The 15,457-nt window shown below is 64.7% G+C and carries 9 protein-coding genes, 1 pseudogene and 1 riboswitch; of the genes and pseudogenes, 4 read left to right on the top strand and 6 right to left on the bottom strand.

Features of this window, described 5'->3' with window-relative positions; genetic code table 11:
- Positions 1–51: 51 nt before the first annotated feature.
- On the top strand, positions 52–1,266 hold the full coding sequence (locus P6U27_RS12900) for an NADP-dependent isocitrate dehydrogenase (protein WP_122402470.1): 1,215 nt from the start codon (positions 52–54) through the stop codon (positions 1,264–1,266).
- A 526-nt stretch (positions 1,267–1,792) separates the two neighbouring features.
- On the opposite strand, the pseudogene P6U27_RS12895 reads toward P6U27_RS12900, so the two are convergent.
- The 4 genes and pseudogenes from P6U27_RS12895 to alaS form a co-directional block, all read right to left on the bottom strand.
- Positions 1,793–2,665: pseudogene (locus tag P6U27_RS12895) on the bottom strand (IS110 family transposase); the annotation flags it as partial.
- Between the two features lie 454 nt (positions 2,666–3,119).
- A complete protein-coding gene (locus P6U27_RS12890) occupies positions 3,120–4,286 on the bottom strand; it encodes an IS110 family transposase (protein WP_407119947.1) in 1,167 nt (388 codons plus the stop codon).
- Between the two features lie 186 nt (positions 4,287–4,472).
- Positions 4,473–5,705 (bottom strand): cyclic nucleotide-gated ion channel, encoded by a 1,233-nt coding sequence (locus tag P6U27_RS12885; protein WP_209295453.1) that lies wholly within the window; start codon positions 5,703–5,705, stop codon positions 4,473–4,475.
- A gap of 6 nt (positions 5,706–5,711) precedes the next feature.
- Positions 5,712–8,393 (bottom strand): alanine--tRNA ligase, encoded by a 2,682-nt coding sequence (gene alaS / locus P6U27_RS12880; protein ID WP_407194153.1) that lies wholly within the window; start codon positions 8,391–8,393, stop codon positions 5,712–5,714.
- A gap of 220 nt (positions 8,394–8,613) precedes the next feature.
- A riboswitch (glycine riboswitch) is annotated at positions 8,614–8,702 on the top strand.
- A 145-nt stretch (positions 8,703–8,847) separates the two neighbouring features.
- On the opposite strand from alaS, the gene gcvT reads away from it, so the two are divergent.
- From gcvT to gcvP, 3 genes are all read left to right on the top strand, one after another.
- A complete protein-coding gene (gcvT, locus tag P6U27_RS12875; protein ID WP_122402467.1) occupies positions 8,848–9,993 on the top strand; it encodes a glycine cleavage system aminomethyltransferase GcvT in 1,146 nt (381 codons plus the stop codon).
- A gap of 10 nt (positions 9,994–10,003) precedes the next feature.
- A complete protein-coding gene (gene gcvH / locus P6U27_RS12870) occupies positions 10,004–10,372 on the top strand; it encodes a glycine cleavage system protein GcvH (RefSeq protein ID WP_122402466.1) in 369 nt (122 codons plus the stop codon).
- A 154-nt stretch (positions 10,373–10,526) separates the two neighbouring features.
- Entirely contained in the window at positions 10,527–13,394 is a 2,868-nt protein-coding gene (gene gcvP / locus P6U27_RS12865) for an aminomethyl-transferring glycine dehydrogenase (RefSeq protein WP_407194445.1), read from the top strand.
- Between the two features lie 123 nt (positions 13,395–13,517).
- Here gcvP and P6U27_RS12860 read toward each other — a convergent pair whose 3' ends face one another.
- Positions 13,518–14,492, bottom strand: a complete 975-nt coding sequence (locus P6U27_RS12860; RefSeq protein ID WP_244607957.1) for a hypothetical protein — start codon at positions 14,490–14,492, stop codon at positions 13,518–13,520.
- A 58-nt stretch (positions 14,493–14,550) separates the two neighbouring features.
- Positions 14,551–14,832: a hypothetical protein gene (locus P6U27_RS12855; protein ID WP_245509643.1), complete on the bottom strand. Its 282-nt coding sequence runs from the start codon at positions 14,830–14,832 to the stop codon at positions 14,551–14,553.
- Positions 14,833–15,457 lie beyond the last annotated feature (625 nt).

Below are 15,457 nucleotides of genomic sequence, written 5' to 3'. Positions count from 1 at the left end.
GATATTCCCGTGGCGCAACAAAAGCGCCGTTCCCAAGAGGCTTCCCCGATCATGGCAAAAATCAAGGTATCCAATCCCGTCGTCGAGCTCGATGGCGACGAGATGACCCGGATCATCTGGCAGTACATCAAGGACAAGTTGATCAACCCGTTCCTGGATGTCGAGCTGCTCTATTTCGACCTGGGCATGGAGTACCGCGATCACACCAACGATCAGGTCACGATCGACGCCGCCGAGGCGATCAAGAAGGTCGGTGTCGGCGTCAAGTGCGCCACCATCACCCCCGATGAAGCCCGGGTGAAGGAGTTCAATCTCAAGCAGATGTGGAAGTCGCCGAACGGCACCATCCGCAACATCCTCGGCGGCGTGATCTTCCGCGAGCCGATCATCTGCAAGAACGTGCCGCGCCTGGTTCCCGGCTGGACCAAGCCGATCATCATCGGCCGCCACGCCTATGGCGACCAGTACCGCGCCACCGACATCAAGTTCCCGGGCAAGGGTACCCTCTCGTTGAAGTTCGTCGGCGAGGACGGCACCGTGATCGAGAAGGAAGTGTTCAAGGCCCCCGGCGCCGGCGTCGCCATGGAGATGTACAATCTCGACGACTCCATCATCGACTTCGCCCGCGCCTCCTTCAATTACGGCCTGCTCCGCAATTACCCGGTTTATCTGTCGACCAAGAACACCATCCTCAAGGTCTACGACGGGCGCTTCAAGGACATCTTCCAGGACATCTTCGACCGCGAGTTCAAGAAGGAATTCGACGCCAAGGGCCTCACTTACGAGCACCGCCTGATCGACGACATGGTCGCCTCGGCGCTGAAATGGTCCGGCGGCTATGTCTGGGCCTGTAAGAACTACGACGGCGACGTGCAGTCCGACACGGTCGCGCAGGGCTACGGCTCGCTCGGCCTGATGACCTCGGTGCTGCTCACCCCCGACGGCAAGACTGTGGAGGCCGAAGCCGCCCACGGCACGGTGACCCGCCATTACCGCGAGCACCAGAAGGGCAAGGAGACCTCGACCAACTCGATCGCCTCGATCTTCGCCTGGACCCGTGGCCTCGCCCACCGCGCCAAGCTCGACAACAACCCCGAGCTTGCCAAGTTCGCGGCCACGCTGGAGAAGGTCTGCGTCGACACCGTCGAGGCCGGTTACATGACCAAGGACCTCGCGCTCCTGGTCGGCGCCGACCAGCGCTGGCTCTCGACCACCGGCTTCCTCGATAAGGTCGCCGAGAACCTGACCAAGGCGCTGGCGGCGTAAGCCGCCTGCACGCTGTCATTGCGAGCGAAGCGAAGCAATCCAGGATCCCTCCGGGGAAACAGTCTGGATTGCTCACATGGGGATTTGGTGTGTCAAGGCGGTTTGTTCAGCTCTTTGTTCGATTGCAGGCCAGCTCTTCGTCCCGACCGTGGAGCACGTAGGATGGCGCGCGCAGATCGAGTCAAGGTCGGCCCGTAGGGCCGTCGCGAAGCGACTTGGCCTTGACTCGAGCGAGCACGCCATCAGGCTTTGGCAGTCGGGGCAGCGGGCGGATAACTCCTTTTCGTCAGGCGATCCAAGGGTCGAGCCGGTTTTTGCAATCTGGTTTGCTTGCCAGATCAAACTCACATTCGGTCGCCGCGCGGCGGCGGCTGCACCAAGTTCCGCTTGCGGCGGGCAGGCTCGAGAGGACGAGACCATTCTTCGTTACGGCGTTTGAAGCCATGCAATCCATCGGTTCGTCCACCCGGATCGGCCGAGGCTGATCAATCTCGGCGGATTGGCTTTGAGGCTGAGGAGCGTGGTGTCAGGCGGCGGCCTTTATCTCGGCTCCCTCGATCACCACGCCCGCGGTCACGTACTTCCAGAGGGCCACGAGCAGCTTGCGCGCGAGCGCCACGATCGCGCGCTTGCGGCCGCGTTGGCTGTGCACCTTGAACCACTGGGTCAAAGCCGATTGAGGCTGGTGGCGTACCCAGAGCCAGGCGAGCTGGATCATCGTGGTTCTCAGGCGCGGATTGCCAGCCTTCGACACGCCTTGCTCGCGCTCGATGCCGCCACTGCGCCATGGCGTGGCTGCAAGGCCGGCATAGGATGCAATCTGGCGGCGGTTGGCGAACTGCCGGTAAAAGGCCTCCGACCAGAGAACGGCCGTGAAGTTCGGGCCCAGGCTCTTCAGTTCGAGCAGCATTGCCACCGGGTTCGATACGGTCTTCTCCCCCGCCGCCTTGCTCGCGGCCAGCAACGCATCCTGCTCGCGCTCCACCGCCGTGATCTGGTCGAGCAGCAGTTCGAGCCGGTCGAGTTCGCGGCTGATCTGCGCCTTCAGATGCGCCAGCAAGGCGCGCCCGTCGCCCGTCCGCAAGGCCTCCAGCCGCTTCCGCCGGTCTCGCCGCAGCGGCGCGTAGTCGAAGATCCCTTGCGCGAACAGAAGACCCTTGATCCGGTTCACATGCTCGATCCGCTCCGCGATCAAGGTCTCTCGCTCGCGGCACAGCCTACGGCGGTCCTCCTCTGCCGGAGAGGGCGCAACGACCATGGCGCAGACCCGTACCTCGCCGCGCTTGTAGGCCAGCAGCGTCCGCAACAGCGTCTCGCCATCCAGCCGGTCCGTCTTGGCCCGCCGGCGCCGGCGCGGCGTCGCAATCGAGGCCGGATCGACTACGTGGCTCTCGATGCCTCACATGGGGATTTGGTGTGTCAAGGCGGTTTGTTCAGCTCTTTGTTCGATTGCAGGCCAGCTCTTCGTCCCGACCGTGGAGCACGTAGGATGGCGCGCGCAGATCGAGTCAAGGTCGGCCCGTAGGGCCGTCGCGAAGCGACTTGGCCTTGACTCGAGCGAGCACGCCATCAGGCTTTGGCAGTCGGGGCAGCGGGCGGATAACTCCTTTTCGTCAGGCGATCCAAGGGTCGAGCCGGTTTTTGCAATCTGGTTTGCTTGCCAGATCAAACTCACATTCGGTCGCCGCGCGGCGGCGGCTGCACCAAGTTCCGCTTGCGGCGGGCAGGCTCGAGAGGACGAGACCATTCTTCGTTACGGCGTTTGAAGCCATGCAATCCATCGGTTCGTCCACCCGGATCGGCCGAGGCTGATCAATCTCGGCGGATTGGCTTTGAGGCTGAGGAGCGTGGTGTCAGGCGGCGGCCTTTATCTCGGCTCCCTCGATCACCACGCCCGCGGTCACGTACTTCCAGAGGGCCACGAGCAGCTTGCGCGCGAGCGCCACGATCGCGCGCTTGCGGCCGCGTTGGCTGTGCACCTTGAACCACTGGGTCAAAGCCGATTGAGGCTGGTGGCGTACCCAGAGCCAGGCGAGCTGGATCATCGTGGTTCTCAGGCGCGGATTGCCAGCCTTCGACACGCCTTGCTCGCGCTCGATGCCGCCACTGCGCCATGGCGTGGCTGCAAGGCCGGCATAGGATGCAATCTGGCGGCGGTTGGCGAACTGCCGGTAAAAGGCCTCCGACCAGAGAACGGCCGTGAAGTTCGGGCCCAGGCTCTTCAGTTCGAGCAGCATTGCCACCGGGTTCGATACGGTCTTCTCCCCCGCCGCCTTGCTCGCGGCCAGCAACGCATCCTGCTCGCGCTCCACCGCCGTGATCTGGTCGAGCAGCAGTTCGAGCCGGTCGAGTTCGCGGCTGATCTGCGCCTTCAGATGCGCCAGCAAGGCGCGCCCGTCGCCCGTCCGCAAGGCCTCCAGCCGCTTCCGCCGGTCTCGCCGCAGCGGCGCGTAGTCGAAGATCCCTTGCGCGAACAGAAGACCCTTGATCCGGTTCACATGCTCGATCCGCTCCGCGATCAAGGTCTCTCGCTCGCGGCACAGCCTACGGCGGTCCTCCTCTGCCGGAGAGGGCGCAACGACCATGGCGCAGACCCGTACCTCGCCGCGCTTGTAGGCCAGCAGCGTCCGCAACAGCGTCTCGCCATCCAGCCGGTCCGTCTTGGCCCGCCGGCGCCGGCGCGGCGTCGCAATCGAGGCCGGATCGACTACGTGGCTCTCGATGCCTTCCTGCTGCAGGGCGCGGTGAAGCCAGAACCCGTCCAGCCCCGCCTCCTGGATCGCGATGATCGGATAGCTCTCACCCGTTCGCGCCTGCGCCTTGCGCTTCAGCTCCGCAAACAGCTTCAACAGTTCCGAAAGGTCGCCGGCCTTCATGCTGCGTTTGGACATCTTCTCGCCCTTGCAGGGCGACAGCGAAGTGACCAGCCATGTCGAACGGCTCAGTTCCAATGACACAAAAATTGCGCCAAACTGCGTGCGGATAGCGGCCAGTCCGTCGGAAGGATGATCGAGCAACATCGTCGTCTCCAGGTTGAATGGATTCAGCAACCCTCAGTCTGGCCTCAGACCTGGTCGCTATCCACTCCCCATGGAATCTTCGTCGCTTCAGCGACAAGATTGCCTTGCAATCTTGTCGCGCGCTCCTCGCAATGACGGACACTGGCGAGTTCATCGCCGTTCTCAGCTGATAGGAATGCAGCGAAGCTATTCGCTGCGTCCCCCGCCTTCCTTCTCCGCCTGCGCCAGCTCGGCGAGCGCGAGATCGCCGCTGTCGGCAAGCCTTGCCTTGGCAGTGGTGTGGACGTGGGCGGCAAGCGTCGGCATGCGCGCGATCAGGGCGTGAAAATCCTGGGCATCGAGCACCAGCAGGCGCGTCTTGCGCGTCGCCGTTACCGTGCCGCTGCGTTTGGTTTTGTGCAGCAGCGCGATCTCGCCGAAGAAGGTGCCGTCGGATAGCCGCACATGCTGGCTCGGCAGCGCGATCTCGACCTCGCCGGCGGTAATGAAATACATCGACGACGCCGGATCGCCCCGTCGCACCAGAATCTCGCCCTGCTCGATGGTGCGCGCCCGCAAGAGCCGCATGATGTCGGCGATCTCCGCGGCCGCCAGATGCGAGAACAGCGGCACCCGCGCCAGCATGCCCCAGGTGACGACGAAATCGCGCCGCTTCACCTCTTCCGCGAATGCGGTCGAGATGATCGCGACCGGCAGCGCGATCATGGCGAAGCCCGAGATGATGGCGAAGGTGGAGATGAACTTGCCGAGCGGCGTCAGCGGCACGACGTCGCCGTAGCCGACGGTGCCGAGCGTTACGATCGCCCACCACATCGCCTGCGGGATGGTGCCGAGCTTGTCCGGCTGCACGTCGCGCTCGATGGCATAGAGCAGCGAGGCGAAGGTCAGCACCGCGCCGATCAGGATGACGATGCAGCCGATCAGCGCCCGCCGCTCGGCATGCACCGCGGCGAGCAGCGAGCGCATCGCCGGCGAATAACGGATCAGCTTGAAGAACGGCAGCACGCCGAGGGCTGCCAGCGTCGCGTGCCGGCCGGTCGCGAGCACGATTGCCGCTGGCAGGAACGCCATGAGATCGATGATGCCGAGCGCAGAAAAGGCATAGCCCAGCCGGTCCGACAGCGCCGATCCTCTGCCTTGGGTATGCCCCGCCACCGTCCACAACCGCGCCGCATATTCCAGCGCGAACACGAGCACGGACAGGATGGAGATGCCTGCGAACAGCGCGCCAAACCGGGCGTCGAGCTCCGGCACCGAGGCGAGGATCATCGCGGCTACATTGAGCACGACCACGCCGATGATCAGCTGGATGAAGCGCGACCCGACCGAATAGGCCAGCGGATCGTGCTCCAGCAATTCGTAGAGGCGATCCCGTAAGTTCGGATCGCGAAGCCCACGTCCTCGCGGAACGGTGGACATGAGGCTTTAAGCGCCCGCCATCGCTTTTTCGATCGCCGACAGCGCCGCGGCCGCCTTGGCCCCATCGGGGCCGCCGGCCTGGGCCATGTCGGGCCGGCCGCCGCCGCCCTTGCCGCCGAGCGCTTCGGACGCGATGCGCACGAGGTTCACGGCGTTGAAGCGCGCGGTGAGGTCTTGCGTGACGCCGACCACGACACCGGCCTTGCCGTCCTCGGTGACGCCGACGATGGCGACGACCCCCGAGCCGAGCTGCTTCTTGCCGTCATCGGCAAGGCTCTTGAGATCCTTCATCTCGATGCCCTCGACGGCGCGCGCCATCAGCTTGACCTCGCCGACCTCGCGCACGCTCGCGGCAGCGCCATTGCTGCCGGCGGCAGCGCCACCGCCCATCGCCAGCTTCTTGCGTGCGTCGGAGAGCTCGCGCTCCAGCTTCTTGCGCTCCTCCATCAGCGCGGCGATGCGCGCCGGCACGTCGTCGAGGGAGGTGCGCAGCTCGTTCGCCGCGGTCTTCGCCAGCGCCATGGTCTCGTTGGCGTGCCTGCGCGCATAATTGCCGGTCAGCGCCTCGATGCGGCGCACGCCGGAGGCGACCGCGCTCTCGCTGGTCAGCGTGATCAGGCCGATGTCGCCGGTGCGCCTCACATGGGTGCCGCCGCAGAGCTCGACCGACCAGCCGAGCGCGTTGGCGCCGCGCTCGCGCGCGGTCTTGCCCATCGAGACGACGCGGACCTCGTCACCATACTTTTCGCCGAACAGCGCGCGCGCTCCCGCCTCCCGCGCCTCGTCGACGCCCATCACGCGAGTGGTGACCTCGTCGTTCTCCAGCACCACGTCATTGGCGATATCCTCGACGCGAGCGAGCTCCTCGGCCGTGATCGGCTTCGGATGCACGAAGTCGAAGCGCAGCCGGTCGGGTGCGACCAGCGAGCCGCGCTGGGCGATGTGGTCGCCGAGCACCTGGCGCAGCGCCTCGTGGATCAGATGCGTCGCCGAGTGATGCGCGCGGATCGAGGAGCGGCGCGAATGATCGACCTCGAGCTGCAGCGCAGCGCCGAGCTTCAGCTCTCCACTCTCGACCGCGCCGATGTGAACGAAGAGATCGCCGAGCTTCTTCTGCGTGTCGGTGACGCGGAATTTGAGGCCGCCCTCCCCCGTCAGCACGCCGGTGTCGCCGACCTGACCACCGGACTCCGCATAGAACGGCGTCTGGTTGAGCACGATCGAACCCGTCTCGCCGGCTTTGATGCTGGCAACTTCCTGGCCGTCCTTGACCAGGGCGGAGACGACGCCCTCGGCGCTCTCGGTCTCGTAGCCCAGAAATTCGGTGGCGCCGAGCTTCTCACGCAGCGGGAACCAGATTGCCTCGGAAGCCGCTTCACCAGACCCCTTCCAGGACTCGCGCGCCTTGGCCTTCTGGCGCTCCATGGCGTCGTTGAACGAAGCCTGGTCGACGCCGATGCCGCGCGACTTCAGCGCGTCCTGCGTCAGATCGAGCGGGAAGCCATAGGTGTCGTACAGCGTGAAGGCGACGTCGCCGTCGAACATGTCGCCCTTTTTCAGACCTGCGCTCTTCTCATCGAGGATGGCCAAGCCGCGCGACAGCGTCTTGCGGAAGCGCGTCTCTTCCAGCCGCAGCGTTTCCTCGATCAGCTTCTCCGCGCGCATCAGCTCGGGGTAAGCCTGGCCCATCTCGCGCACCAGCGCCCAGACCAGCCGGTGCATCAAGGGCTCTTTCGCACCCAGCAGCTGCGCATGGCGCATCGCCCGCCGCATGATCCGGCGCAGCACGTAGCCGCGGCCCTCGTTCGAAGGCAGCACGCCGTCGGAGACGAGGAAGGCCGAGGAGCGCAAGTGGTCGGCGATGACGCGGAACGAGGCCGCATTCTGCTCGGTCGGTCCGCTGCCCAGCGCGGACGCGGTCGCGTCGATCAGGTTACGGAACAGGTCGGTCTCGAACACGCTCTCGACGCCCTGGAGGATGCAGGCCATGCGCTCCAGGCCCATGCCGGTGTCGATCGAGGGACGCGGCAGATCCACGCGCTCCTCCTTCGTCACCTGCTCGTATTGCATGAACACGAGATTCCAGAATTCGAGGAAGCGATCGCCGTCCTCCTCCGGCGAGCCCGGAGGCCCGCCCCAGATGTGCTCGCCGCGGTCGATGAAGATCTCCGAGCAAGGGCCGCACGGCCCGGTGTCGCCCATCGCCCAGAAATTGTCCGAAGTCGGGATACGGATGATGCGGTCGTCGGCGAAGCCCGCGATCTTCTTCCACAGGCCCGCCGCCTCATCGTCGGTGTGATAGACCGTGACGAGCAGCTTGTCCTTCTTCAGCCCGAACTCGGAGGTGATCAGCTTCCAGGCGAGCTCGATCGCGCGCTCCTTGAAATAGTCGCCGAACGAGAAATTGCCGAGCATCTCGAAGAAGGTGAGATGGCGCGCGGTGTAGCCGACATTGTCGAGGTCGTTGTGCTTGCCGCCGGCGCGCACGCATTTCTGCGAGGTGGTGGCGCGCTGATAGGGGCGCTTCTCGACGCCGGTGAAGACGTTCTTGAACTGCACCATGCCGGCATTGGTGAACATCAAGGTCGGGTCGTTGCGCGGCACGAGTGGCGAGGACGGCACGACCTCGTGGCCGTTCTCGGCAAAGAAGTTCAGAAAGGTCGACCTGATCTCGTTGACGCCGCTCATGTTCATCCAATCGGGTATGCTTGGGCCCGCTGCCGCCGTCCAAACCGGAAATTAAGGCTGATATCTGCGGGCCAAAGCGCTTTTAGACAAGGCCAGCTTCGCTGTCCAGAAACTGTGCAAGGAGATCAGAGGGTTGCCGCAGGCGCGCAATCCCGTTGAAAGGCACAGAAGTCGCGTTGACAGGCTTGGCCGGCCTGTGGTCTCTACCCATCTGTATCGTACGGCCACGTCGGGAGAGACCGGCACTGGTGCCGGCGCCGAAGGAGCAACCGCCCCGGAAACTCTCAGGCAAAAGGACCGCGTGGCTTTGACAGCATCTGGAAAGAGGCGCCGACGGGCATAAGACCCGGACTGCGTCCGCCGACGGGATAATACTCTCAGGCACAGCGACAGATGGGGCTTCGACCGGTGTCCATCGGGGAATCCTCCCCGGGAACCGCCGAGGGCCCCTTAGATGCTAGCGAATAACCAAGACTCCCTGAAACGTACACCCCTCCACAGCCTCCATGTGTCCCTGGGCGGCAAGATGGTGCCGTTCGCGGGCTATGACATGCCCGTGCAGTACCCCGCGGGCGTCCTGAAGGAGCACCTTCATACCCGGGCCTCCGCCGGCCTGTTCGACGTCTCCCATATGGGCCAGATCGCGCTCCGGCCGAAATCCGGGAGGATCGAGGACGCCGCCCGCGCGCTGGAGCGGCTGGTGCCGCAGGATATCGTGGCGATCGCCGCGGGGCGGCAGCGCTATGCCCAGTTCACCAATGACGATGGCGGCATTCTCGACGACCTCATGGTCGCCAATTTCGGCGATCACCTGTTCCTGGTCGTCAACGCCGCCTGCAAGGCTGAGGACGAGGCGCATCTGCGCGCGAATCTCTCTGGCGACTGCATCATCGATTCGCTGGAAGGCCGCGCGCTGATCGCGCTGCAGGGCCCGAAGGCGGAAACGGTGCTGGCGAAATTCTGTGCAGAGGCCCCGGCGATGAAGTTCATGGACGCCGGTCCGCATGAGGTTGCCGGCATCAAGTGCTTCGTCTCGCGTTCCGGCTACACCGGCGAGGACGGTTTTGAGATCTCGGTTCCCGCCGCCGATGCCGAACGCCTCGCCAAGATGCTGCTGGATAATCCGGACGTGCTGCCGATCGGCCTGGGCGCCCGCGACAGCCTGCGGCTGGAAGCCGGGCTCTGCCTGTACGGCCACGACATCGACACCGCGACCACGCCGGTCGAAGCCGCGCTGGAATGGTCGGTACAGAAGAGCCGCCGCAGCGGCGGGACGCGCGCCGGCGGTTTTCCCGGCGCAGAGAAGATCCTCGCCCATTTCGATGGCGGCGCGCCCCGCCGCCGCGTCGGACTGCTCGCCCTGGGCCGCGCGCCGGTGCGCGAGGGCGCGCTACTTTTTGCCGACGCTGCGGGCGGCGAGCCCATCGGACAAGTCACCTCGGGCGGTTTCGGCCCGAGCCTGAGCGCGCCGGTCGCGATGGGCTACGTGCCTGCGAGCCTCGCCGCGCTCGGCACAAAACTCTTCGCCGAGGTGCGCGGTCAGCGACTGCCGCTCGCAGTCGCCGCCATGCCTTTCGTGAAAAACACCTACAAACGCTGAGGACGAGACAATGACCACGACGCTGTACACCTCCGACCACGAATGGCTCGCCATCGACGGCGATACCGCCACGGTCGGCATCACCGATTACGCGCAGCAGCAGCTCGGCGACGTCGTGTTCGTCGAACTGCCCAAGGTCGGCCGCGCGCTGAAGAAGGCCGAAGCCGCCGCCGTCGTGGAATCGGTCAAGGCCGCCTCCGACGTCTACGCACCTGTTACCGGCGAAGTGCTCGAGACCAACGAGGCGCTGGCCGCCGAACCGGCGCTGGTGAACTCGGACGCGCAAGGCGCGGCCTGGTTCTTCAAGATCAGGATCGCCGACAAAAGCGAGCTCGGCGGCCTCATGGATGAAGCCGCCTACAAGGCGCATACGGCGTGAGATGACGAGAACTCTAACCTCATTCTCAGTGTCATCACCCGCGAAGGCGGGTGATCCAGTACGCCGCGGCCCATCGGCCCTAGCCGAAACGCCTGCGTTTACTGGATGCCCCGCCTTGGCGGGGCATGACAGCAACTCCTAGCGAGGACCCATGATGACCGCGCACCGCAAATCCAATGGCGACACCGCCGCCAGTTTCGTTCGCCGCCACATCGGCCCCTCAGTGCGCGATGTCACCGCAATGCTCGAAACGGTCGGCGCCAAGAGCGTCGATGCGCTGATGGCGGAGACGCTGCCGGCCTCGATCCGGCAGGCATCGCCGCTCGATCTCGGCAAGCCGCTCAGCGAAACCGAGGCGATCGCGCATATGGCCGAGCTCGCAGCCCAGAACCAGGTCTTCACCTCGCTGATCGGCCAGGGCTATTCCGGCACCATCCTGCCTGCGGTGATCCAGCGCAACATCCTGGAGAACCCGGCCTGGTACACGGCCTATACGCCCTACCAGCCCGAGATCAGCCAGGGCCGGCTGGAGGCGCTGTTCAACTTCCAGACCATGATCTGCGACCTCACCGGGCTCGACGTCGCCAACGCCTCGCTGCTCGATGAAGCGACCGCGGCGGCCGAGGCGATGGCGCTCGCTGAGCGGCACTCGCAGGTGAAGGCAAAAGCTTTCTTCGTCGACAAGGACGTGCATCCGCAGACGCTGGCGGTGATGCGCACCCGCGCCGAGCCGCTCGGCTGGAATCTGGTGGTCGGTGATCCCCTCACCGATCTCGACAAATCAGACGTGCTCGGCGCGCTGCTGCAATATCCGGGTTCTTCCGGCGCGTTGCGCGACCTCAGGCCCGCGATCGCGTCGTTGAAGGCCAGGGGCGCGCTCGCGATCGTTGCCGCCGACCTGCTGGCACTGACGCTGCTCGCCTCGCCCGGCGAGCTCGGTGCCGACATCGCGATCGGCTCTGCCCAGCGCTTTGGCGTGCCGATGGGTTATGGCGGGCCGCACGCGGCATATATGGCGGTGCGCGATGCGCTGAAGCGCTCGCTGCCCGGCCGTATCGTCGGCCTCTCCGTGGATTCGCGCGGGGCACCTGCCTATCGTCTCGCGCTGCAGACCCGCGAGCAGCACATCCGCCGCGAGAAGGCGACCTCCAACATCTGCACCGCGCAGGTGCTGCTGGCCGTCATCGCTTCGATGTATGCGGTCTATCACGGCCCCGAAGGCTTGATGCAGATCGCCCGCAACGTGCATCGCCGCACCGCCGTGCTCGCGGCCGGCCTGCGCAAGCTCGGCTTCGCGCCGCAATCCGACAGCTTCTTCGATACGGTGATGGTCGATGCCGGCGGCAAGCGCGACGAGATCATCGCGCGCGCGACCGCCGAGAAGATCAATCTCGGCCTCGGCCATGGCACCTTGCGCATCGCCCTCGACGAGACCACGACGCCCGCGACCGTGGAAGCAGTCTGGCGCGCTTTCGGCGGCACGCTCGCCTATGCCGAGATCGATGCAGCGACGCGCGAGGCGCTGCCGGACGGCTTGAAGCGCACGACCGCGTTCCTCACCCATCCCGTCTTCCACGCGCATCGCTCGGAGACCGAGATGCTGCGCTACATGCGCAAGCTCAGTGACCGCGACCTCGCGCTCGACCGCGCCATGATCCCGCTCGGATCCTGCACCATGAAGCTGAACGCGACCACCGAGATGATGCCGCTGACCTGGCCGGAATTCGGCAGCCTGCATCCGTTCGTCCCGCGCGAGCAGGCGGCCGGCTATCACGCGCTGTTCGCGCGGCTGGAAAAATGGCTGTGCGACATCACCGGCTACGACGCGATCTCGCTGCAGCCGAACTCGGGCGCGCAGGGCGAATATGCCGGCCTGCTCGCGATCCGCGCCTATCACGCGGCGCGCGGGGAAAGCCACCGCAAGATCTGCCTGATCCCCTCCTCCGCCCACGGCACCAATCCCGCCTCGGCCGCGATGGTCGGCATGGAGGTGGTGGTGGTCGCCTGCGAGAAGAACGGTGACGTCGACGTCAATGATCTCCGCGCCAAGGCGGAGAAGCATTCCAACGATCTCGCCGCTGTGATGATCACCTATCCCTCGACGCATGGCGTGTTCGAGGAGCATATAAGCGAGATCTGCGACATCGTGCACGGCCATGGCGGCCAGGTATATCTCGATGGCGCCAACCTCAATGCGCAGGTCGGCTTGTCGCGGCCCGGCGATTACGGCGCCGACGTCAGCCATCTCAATTTGCACAAGACCTTCTGCATCCCGCATGGCGGCGGCGGCCCCGGCATGGGCCCGATCGGCGTCAAGGCGCATCTCGCCCCGTTCCTGCCCGGCCACCCGGCAACGAACGGCGCCGCACCGGTCGGCCCGGTCTCGGCCGCTCCGGTCGGCTCGGCCTCGATCCTCACCATCTCCTACATCTACATCCTGATGATGGGCGGCGAAGGCCTGAAACGCGCCACCGAGATCGCGATCCTCAACGCCAATTACATCGCAGCGCGCCTCGAACCGCATTTCCCGGTGCTCTACAAGAATGCGAGGGGCCGCGTCGCGCATGAGTGCATCGTGGATCCGCGTCCGCTGAAGACGACGTCTGGTGTTACGGTGGACGACATCGCAAAGCGCCTGATCGATCACGGCTTCCATGCCCCGACCATGAGCTTCCCGGTGCCGGGCACGCTGATGATCGAGCCGACCGAATCGGAATCGAAGGCCGAGCTCGACCGCTTCTGCGATGCCATGATCGCGATCCGGAAAGAAATCGCCGAGGTCGAGGCCGGCCGCTTCAAAATCGAGGCTTCGCCCTTGCGCCACGCCCCGCACACCGTGCACGACATCGCCGACGACGATTGGAAGCGTGCCTATACCCGCAGCGAAGGCTGCTTCCCGGACGGCATCTCGCGCACCGACAAATATTGGTGCCCCGTGGGCCGCGTCGACAACGTCTACGGCGATCGTAACCTGGTGTGCTCCTGCCCGCCGGTGAGCGACTACGCGGAAGCTGCGGAGTAGGACGCGACGGCGGTCTCGTAGGGTGGGCAAAGCGCAAGCGTGCCCACCACCTTTCGCCGCGTTAGACGATGGTGGGCACGGCGCAAGTGCGCCTTTGCCTACCCTACGGCATCGAATGCGCCGCTAGGGCGCAATCAACAATCGGCTTTCGCGATCCCATCGCCAGAGCTTTTCGTTGGTGAGCTCCGTCCCGCCCCACCAGCGATAGATTCGGTTGTGGCGCCACATATCGTCCTCGCGCGCAAAGATGGAGCGCCCGAGTTCAGTCAGCGTGACCTTCCACTCGCTCCTGCCGAAGTAACGATCCTCATTGTCGAACGCCGGATCGCCTAACAAGACCGGCGGCGCCGAATACGCCCCCAGTTCCAGCAAGGCATCGCGCGCGTCGTTTTCGTCGAACACATCGCGCATCCACCACGCCTCGGTGACACGCCTTGGGTCCGTGTGCCCATCGTTCACGAAGTCCAGGATATCCATTTCGCTCGCACCTAGGCCCGTCACACTGTCCGGAAGCTCTTCAAGCAACGCGATGAGTGCCGGCCGAAGTCTCGGCAGGATCGTCAGATCCGTCATCAGAAGATCGAAACAGGGCTTTGGCGTTTCAGCCCGATAGGCTTGCCAGGCGCGGCTTGCCGTCACCAAATGGGTCTCGGTCACCTCGAAGGCCGGCAGCTTCCACTTTGCGACGGATTCTGGAGCATAGTGCGCAACATGATCGTCCGTGTGCACTAGGCTCAGCTTCGTCGTGATTTCTTTGTACGGGCGAAGTAGGTCCAGCAACCAGACCAGCACCAGCTGATCGTTAGGGCGAGAATCGACCCATATTTCAATTGAATCGAACTTGGCGCACAGCTCGAAGAAACCGATATCGCGCGTGCCGAAACCGTCGAGCGAACCACGACAGGAATCATCGAGCCAATGATCGCCGGAATTGCCGTGCTTTGCCGAACGGCGCTCCAGCCCCATCAAGAGCTGTTCCTCGGGAGGCAATTTCCTCCACACGAAGCGTAGATAGAATCCAAGCACGACATTCGCGAGGCGCGACTGGCGAAGCACGTCTTCGTCAAGATGGTTCGTGGATAAGATCAAATGGGACACGGACGCCTCTCAAAATTGATGCGCAATTCACGAAGACTGAGAGCCACGCGCACCCACCTTAGCGAGGCGCGATCAACGAGCGAGTCTCAGGATCCCACCGCCAAAGCTTTTCGTTGGTGAGTTCCGTCCCACCCCACCAGCGATGGATCGGGTTGTGCTGGAGGAAATCCGCCTCTCCTGCCAGCACCGCATTCCCGAGATCCGTAAGTGACAGGCGGGATTGCTTGTACCGGGCGTGACGGACAGCATCGTTGTGCATGTCGAGCGTAAACGGCCCCTCCTCCAGCCCGGATACGGCCGGCACCGGACAGCGCGCGAGCCCGTCGAGCAGCGCGCCCACCTCCCAATAGTCGAAGACGCGACGCTCGTTGCGCTTGTGATGTCCCGGAAAGACGTCGAAGGGCTGCAGGCCGCCCCCGGGCGATGAGCTGGAGTATCCGCAGCTCCGTGGCTCCAAGGCCCGAAGCCGGGCGCGGCAGCTCTTCGAGAAGAGCTGTCCTGTCAGGAGCAAGGTTAGGCAGCCAGCTCAAATTCGTGAGATTGCACCAGCTTTGCGGGGTCGGCGCACAATAGGCCCGCCATGCACGGCTGGCCGATTTGAGTTGGAGAGGTGTGATCCGGACGACCGGCGGGTAGGATTCCCTTCGCGGTGGGTCGACGTCCCCGACGCCCAAGAACAGAGCGCGGACGACAAAGGCGGGATTCGCATCGCGTCGGCGGCACCAATGATCGAGCAGCCAGAGCAGGATTAATTGGCCATTTGGCCCTGGTCCCCGCCAAAACTCAACCGAGTCGTATTCTCCCAGCAGTTCGATGAATCCTCGATCCTTCGCACCTGATTCCTCGAGGCGCCAGGGCGGCGTATCGTCAAGCCAATGAAGCCCGTGCGACTGCGTCGTGCGTGGCGCGAAAAACGCATCAAGCTCCGCATCAGACGGCAATTGTCCCCAAACGAGCCGGCGCTC

The sequence above is a fragment of the Bradyrhizobium sp. STM 3566 genome, assembly GCF_045571445.1.
Taxonomy (GTDB): Bacteria; Pseudomonadota; Alphaproteobacteria; order Rhizobiales; family Xanthobacteraceae; genus Bradyrhizobium; species Bradyrhizobium vignae.
This window is presented reverse-complemented; position numbering and strand designations above follow the sequence as displayed.

Excerpts from the sequence above, each read along its gene's own strand:
- alaS (WP_407194153.1), bottom strand. The coding sequence starts at position 8,393 with ATGAGCGGCGTCAACGAGATCAGGTCGACCTTTCTGAACTTCTTTGCC.
- P6U27_RS12890 (WP_407119947.1), bottom strand. The coding sequence starts at position 4,286 with ATGTTGCTCGATCATCCTTCCGACGGACTGGCCGCTATCCGCACGCAG.
- P6U27_RS12885 (WP_209295453.1), bottom strand. The coding sequence starts at position 5,705 with ATGTCCACCGTTCCGCGAGGACGTGGGCTTCGCGATCCGAACTTACGG.
- P6U27_RS12900 (WP_122402470.1), top strand. The coding sequence starts at position 52 with ATGGCAAAAATCAAGGTATCCAATCCCGTCGTCGAGCTCGATGGCGAC.
- gcvT (WP_122402467.1), top strand. The coding sequence starts at position 8,848 with ATGCTAGCGAATAACCAAGACTCCCTGAAACGTACACCCCTCCACAGC.
- gcvH (WP_122402466.1), top strand. The coding sequence starts at position 10,004 with ATGACCACGACGCTGTACACCTCCGACCACGAATGGCTCGCCATCGAC.
- gcvP (WP_407194445.1), top strand. The coding sequence starts at position 10,527 with ATGACCGCGCACCGCAAATCCAATGGCGACACCGCCGCCAGTTTCGTT.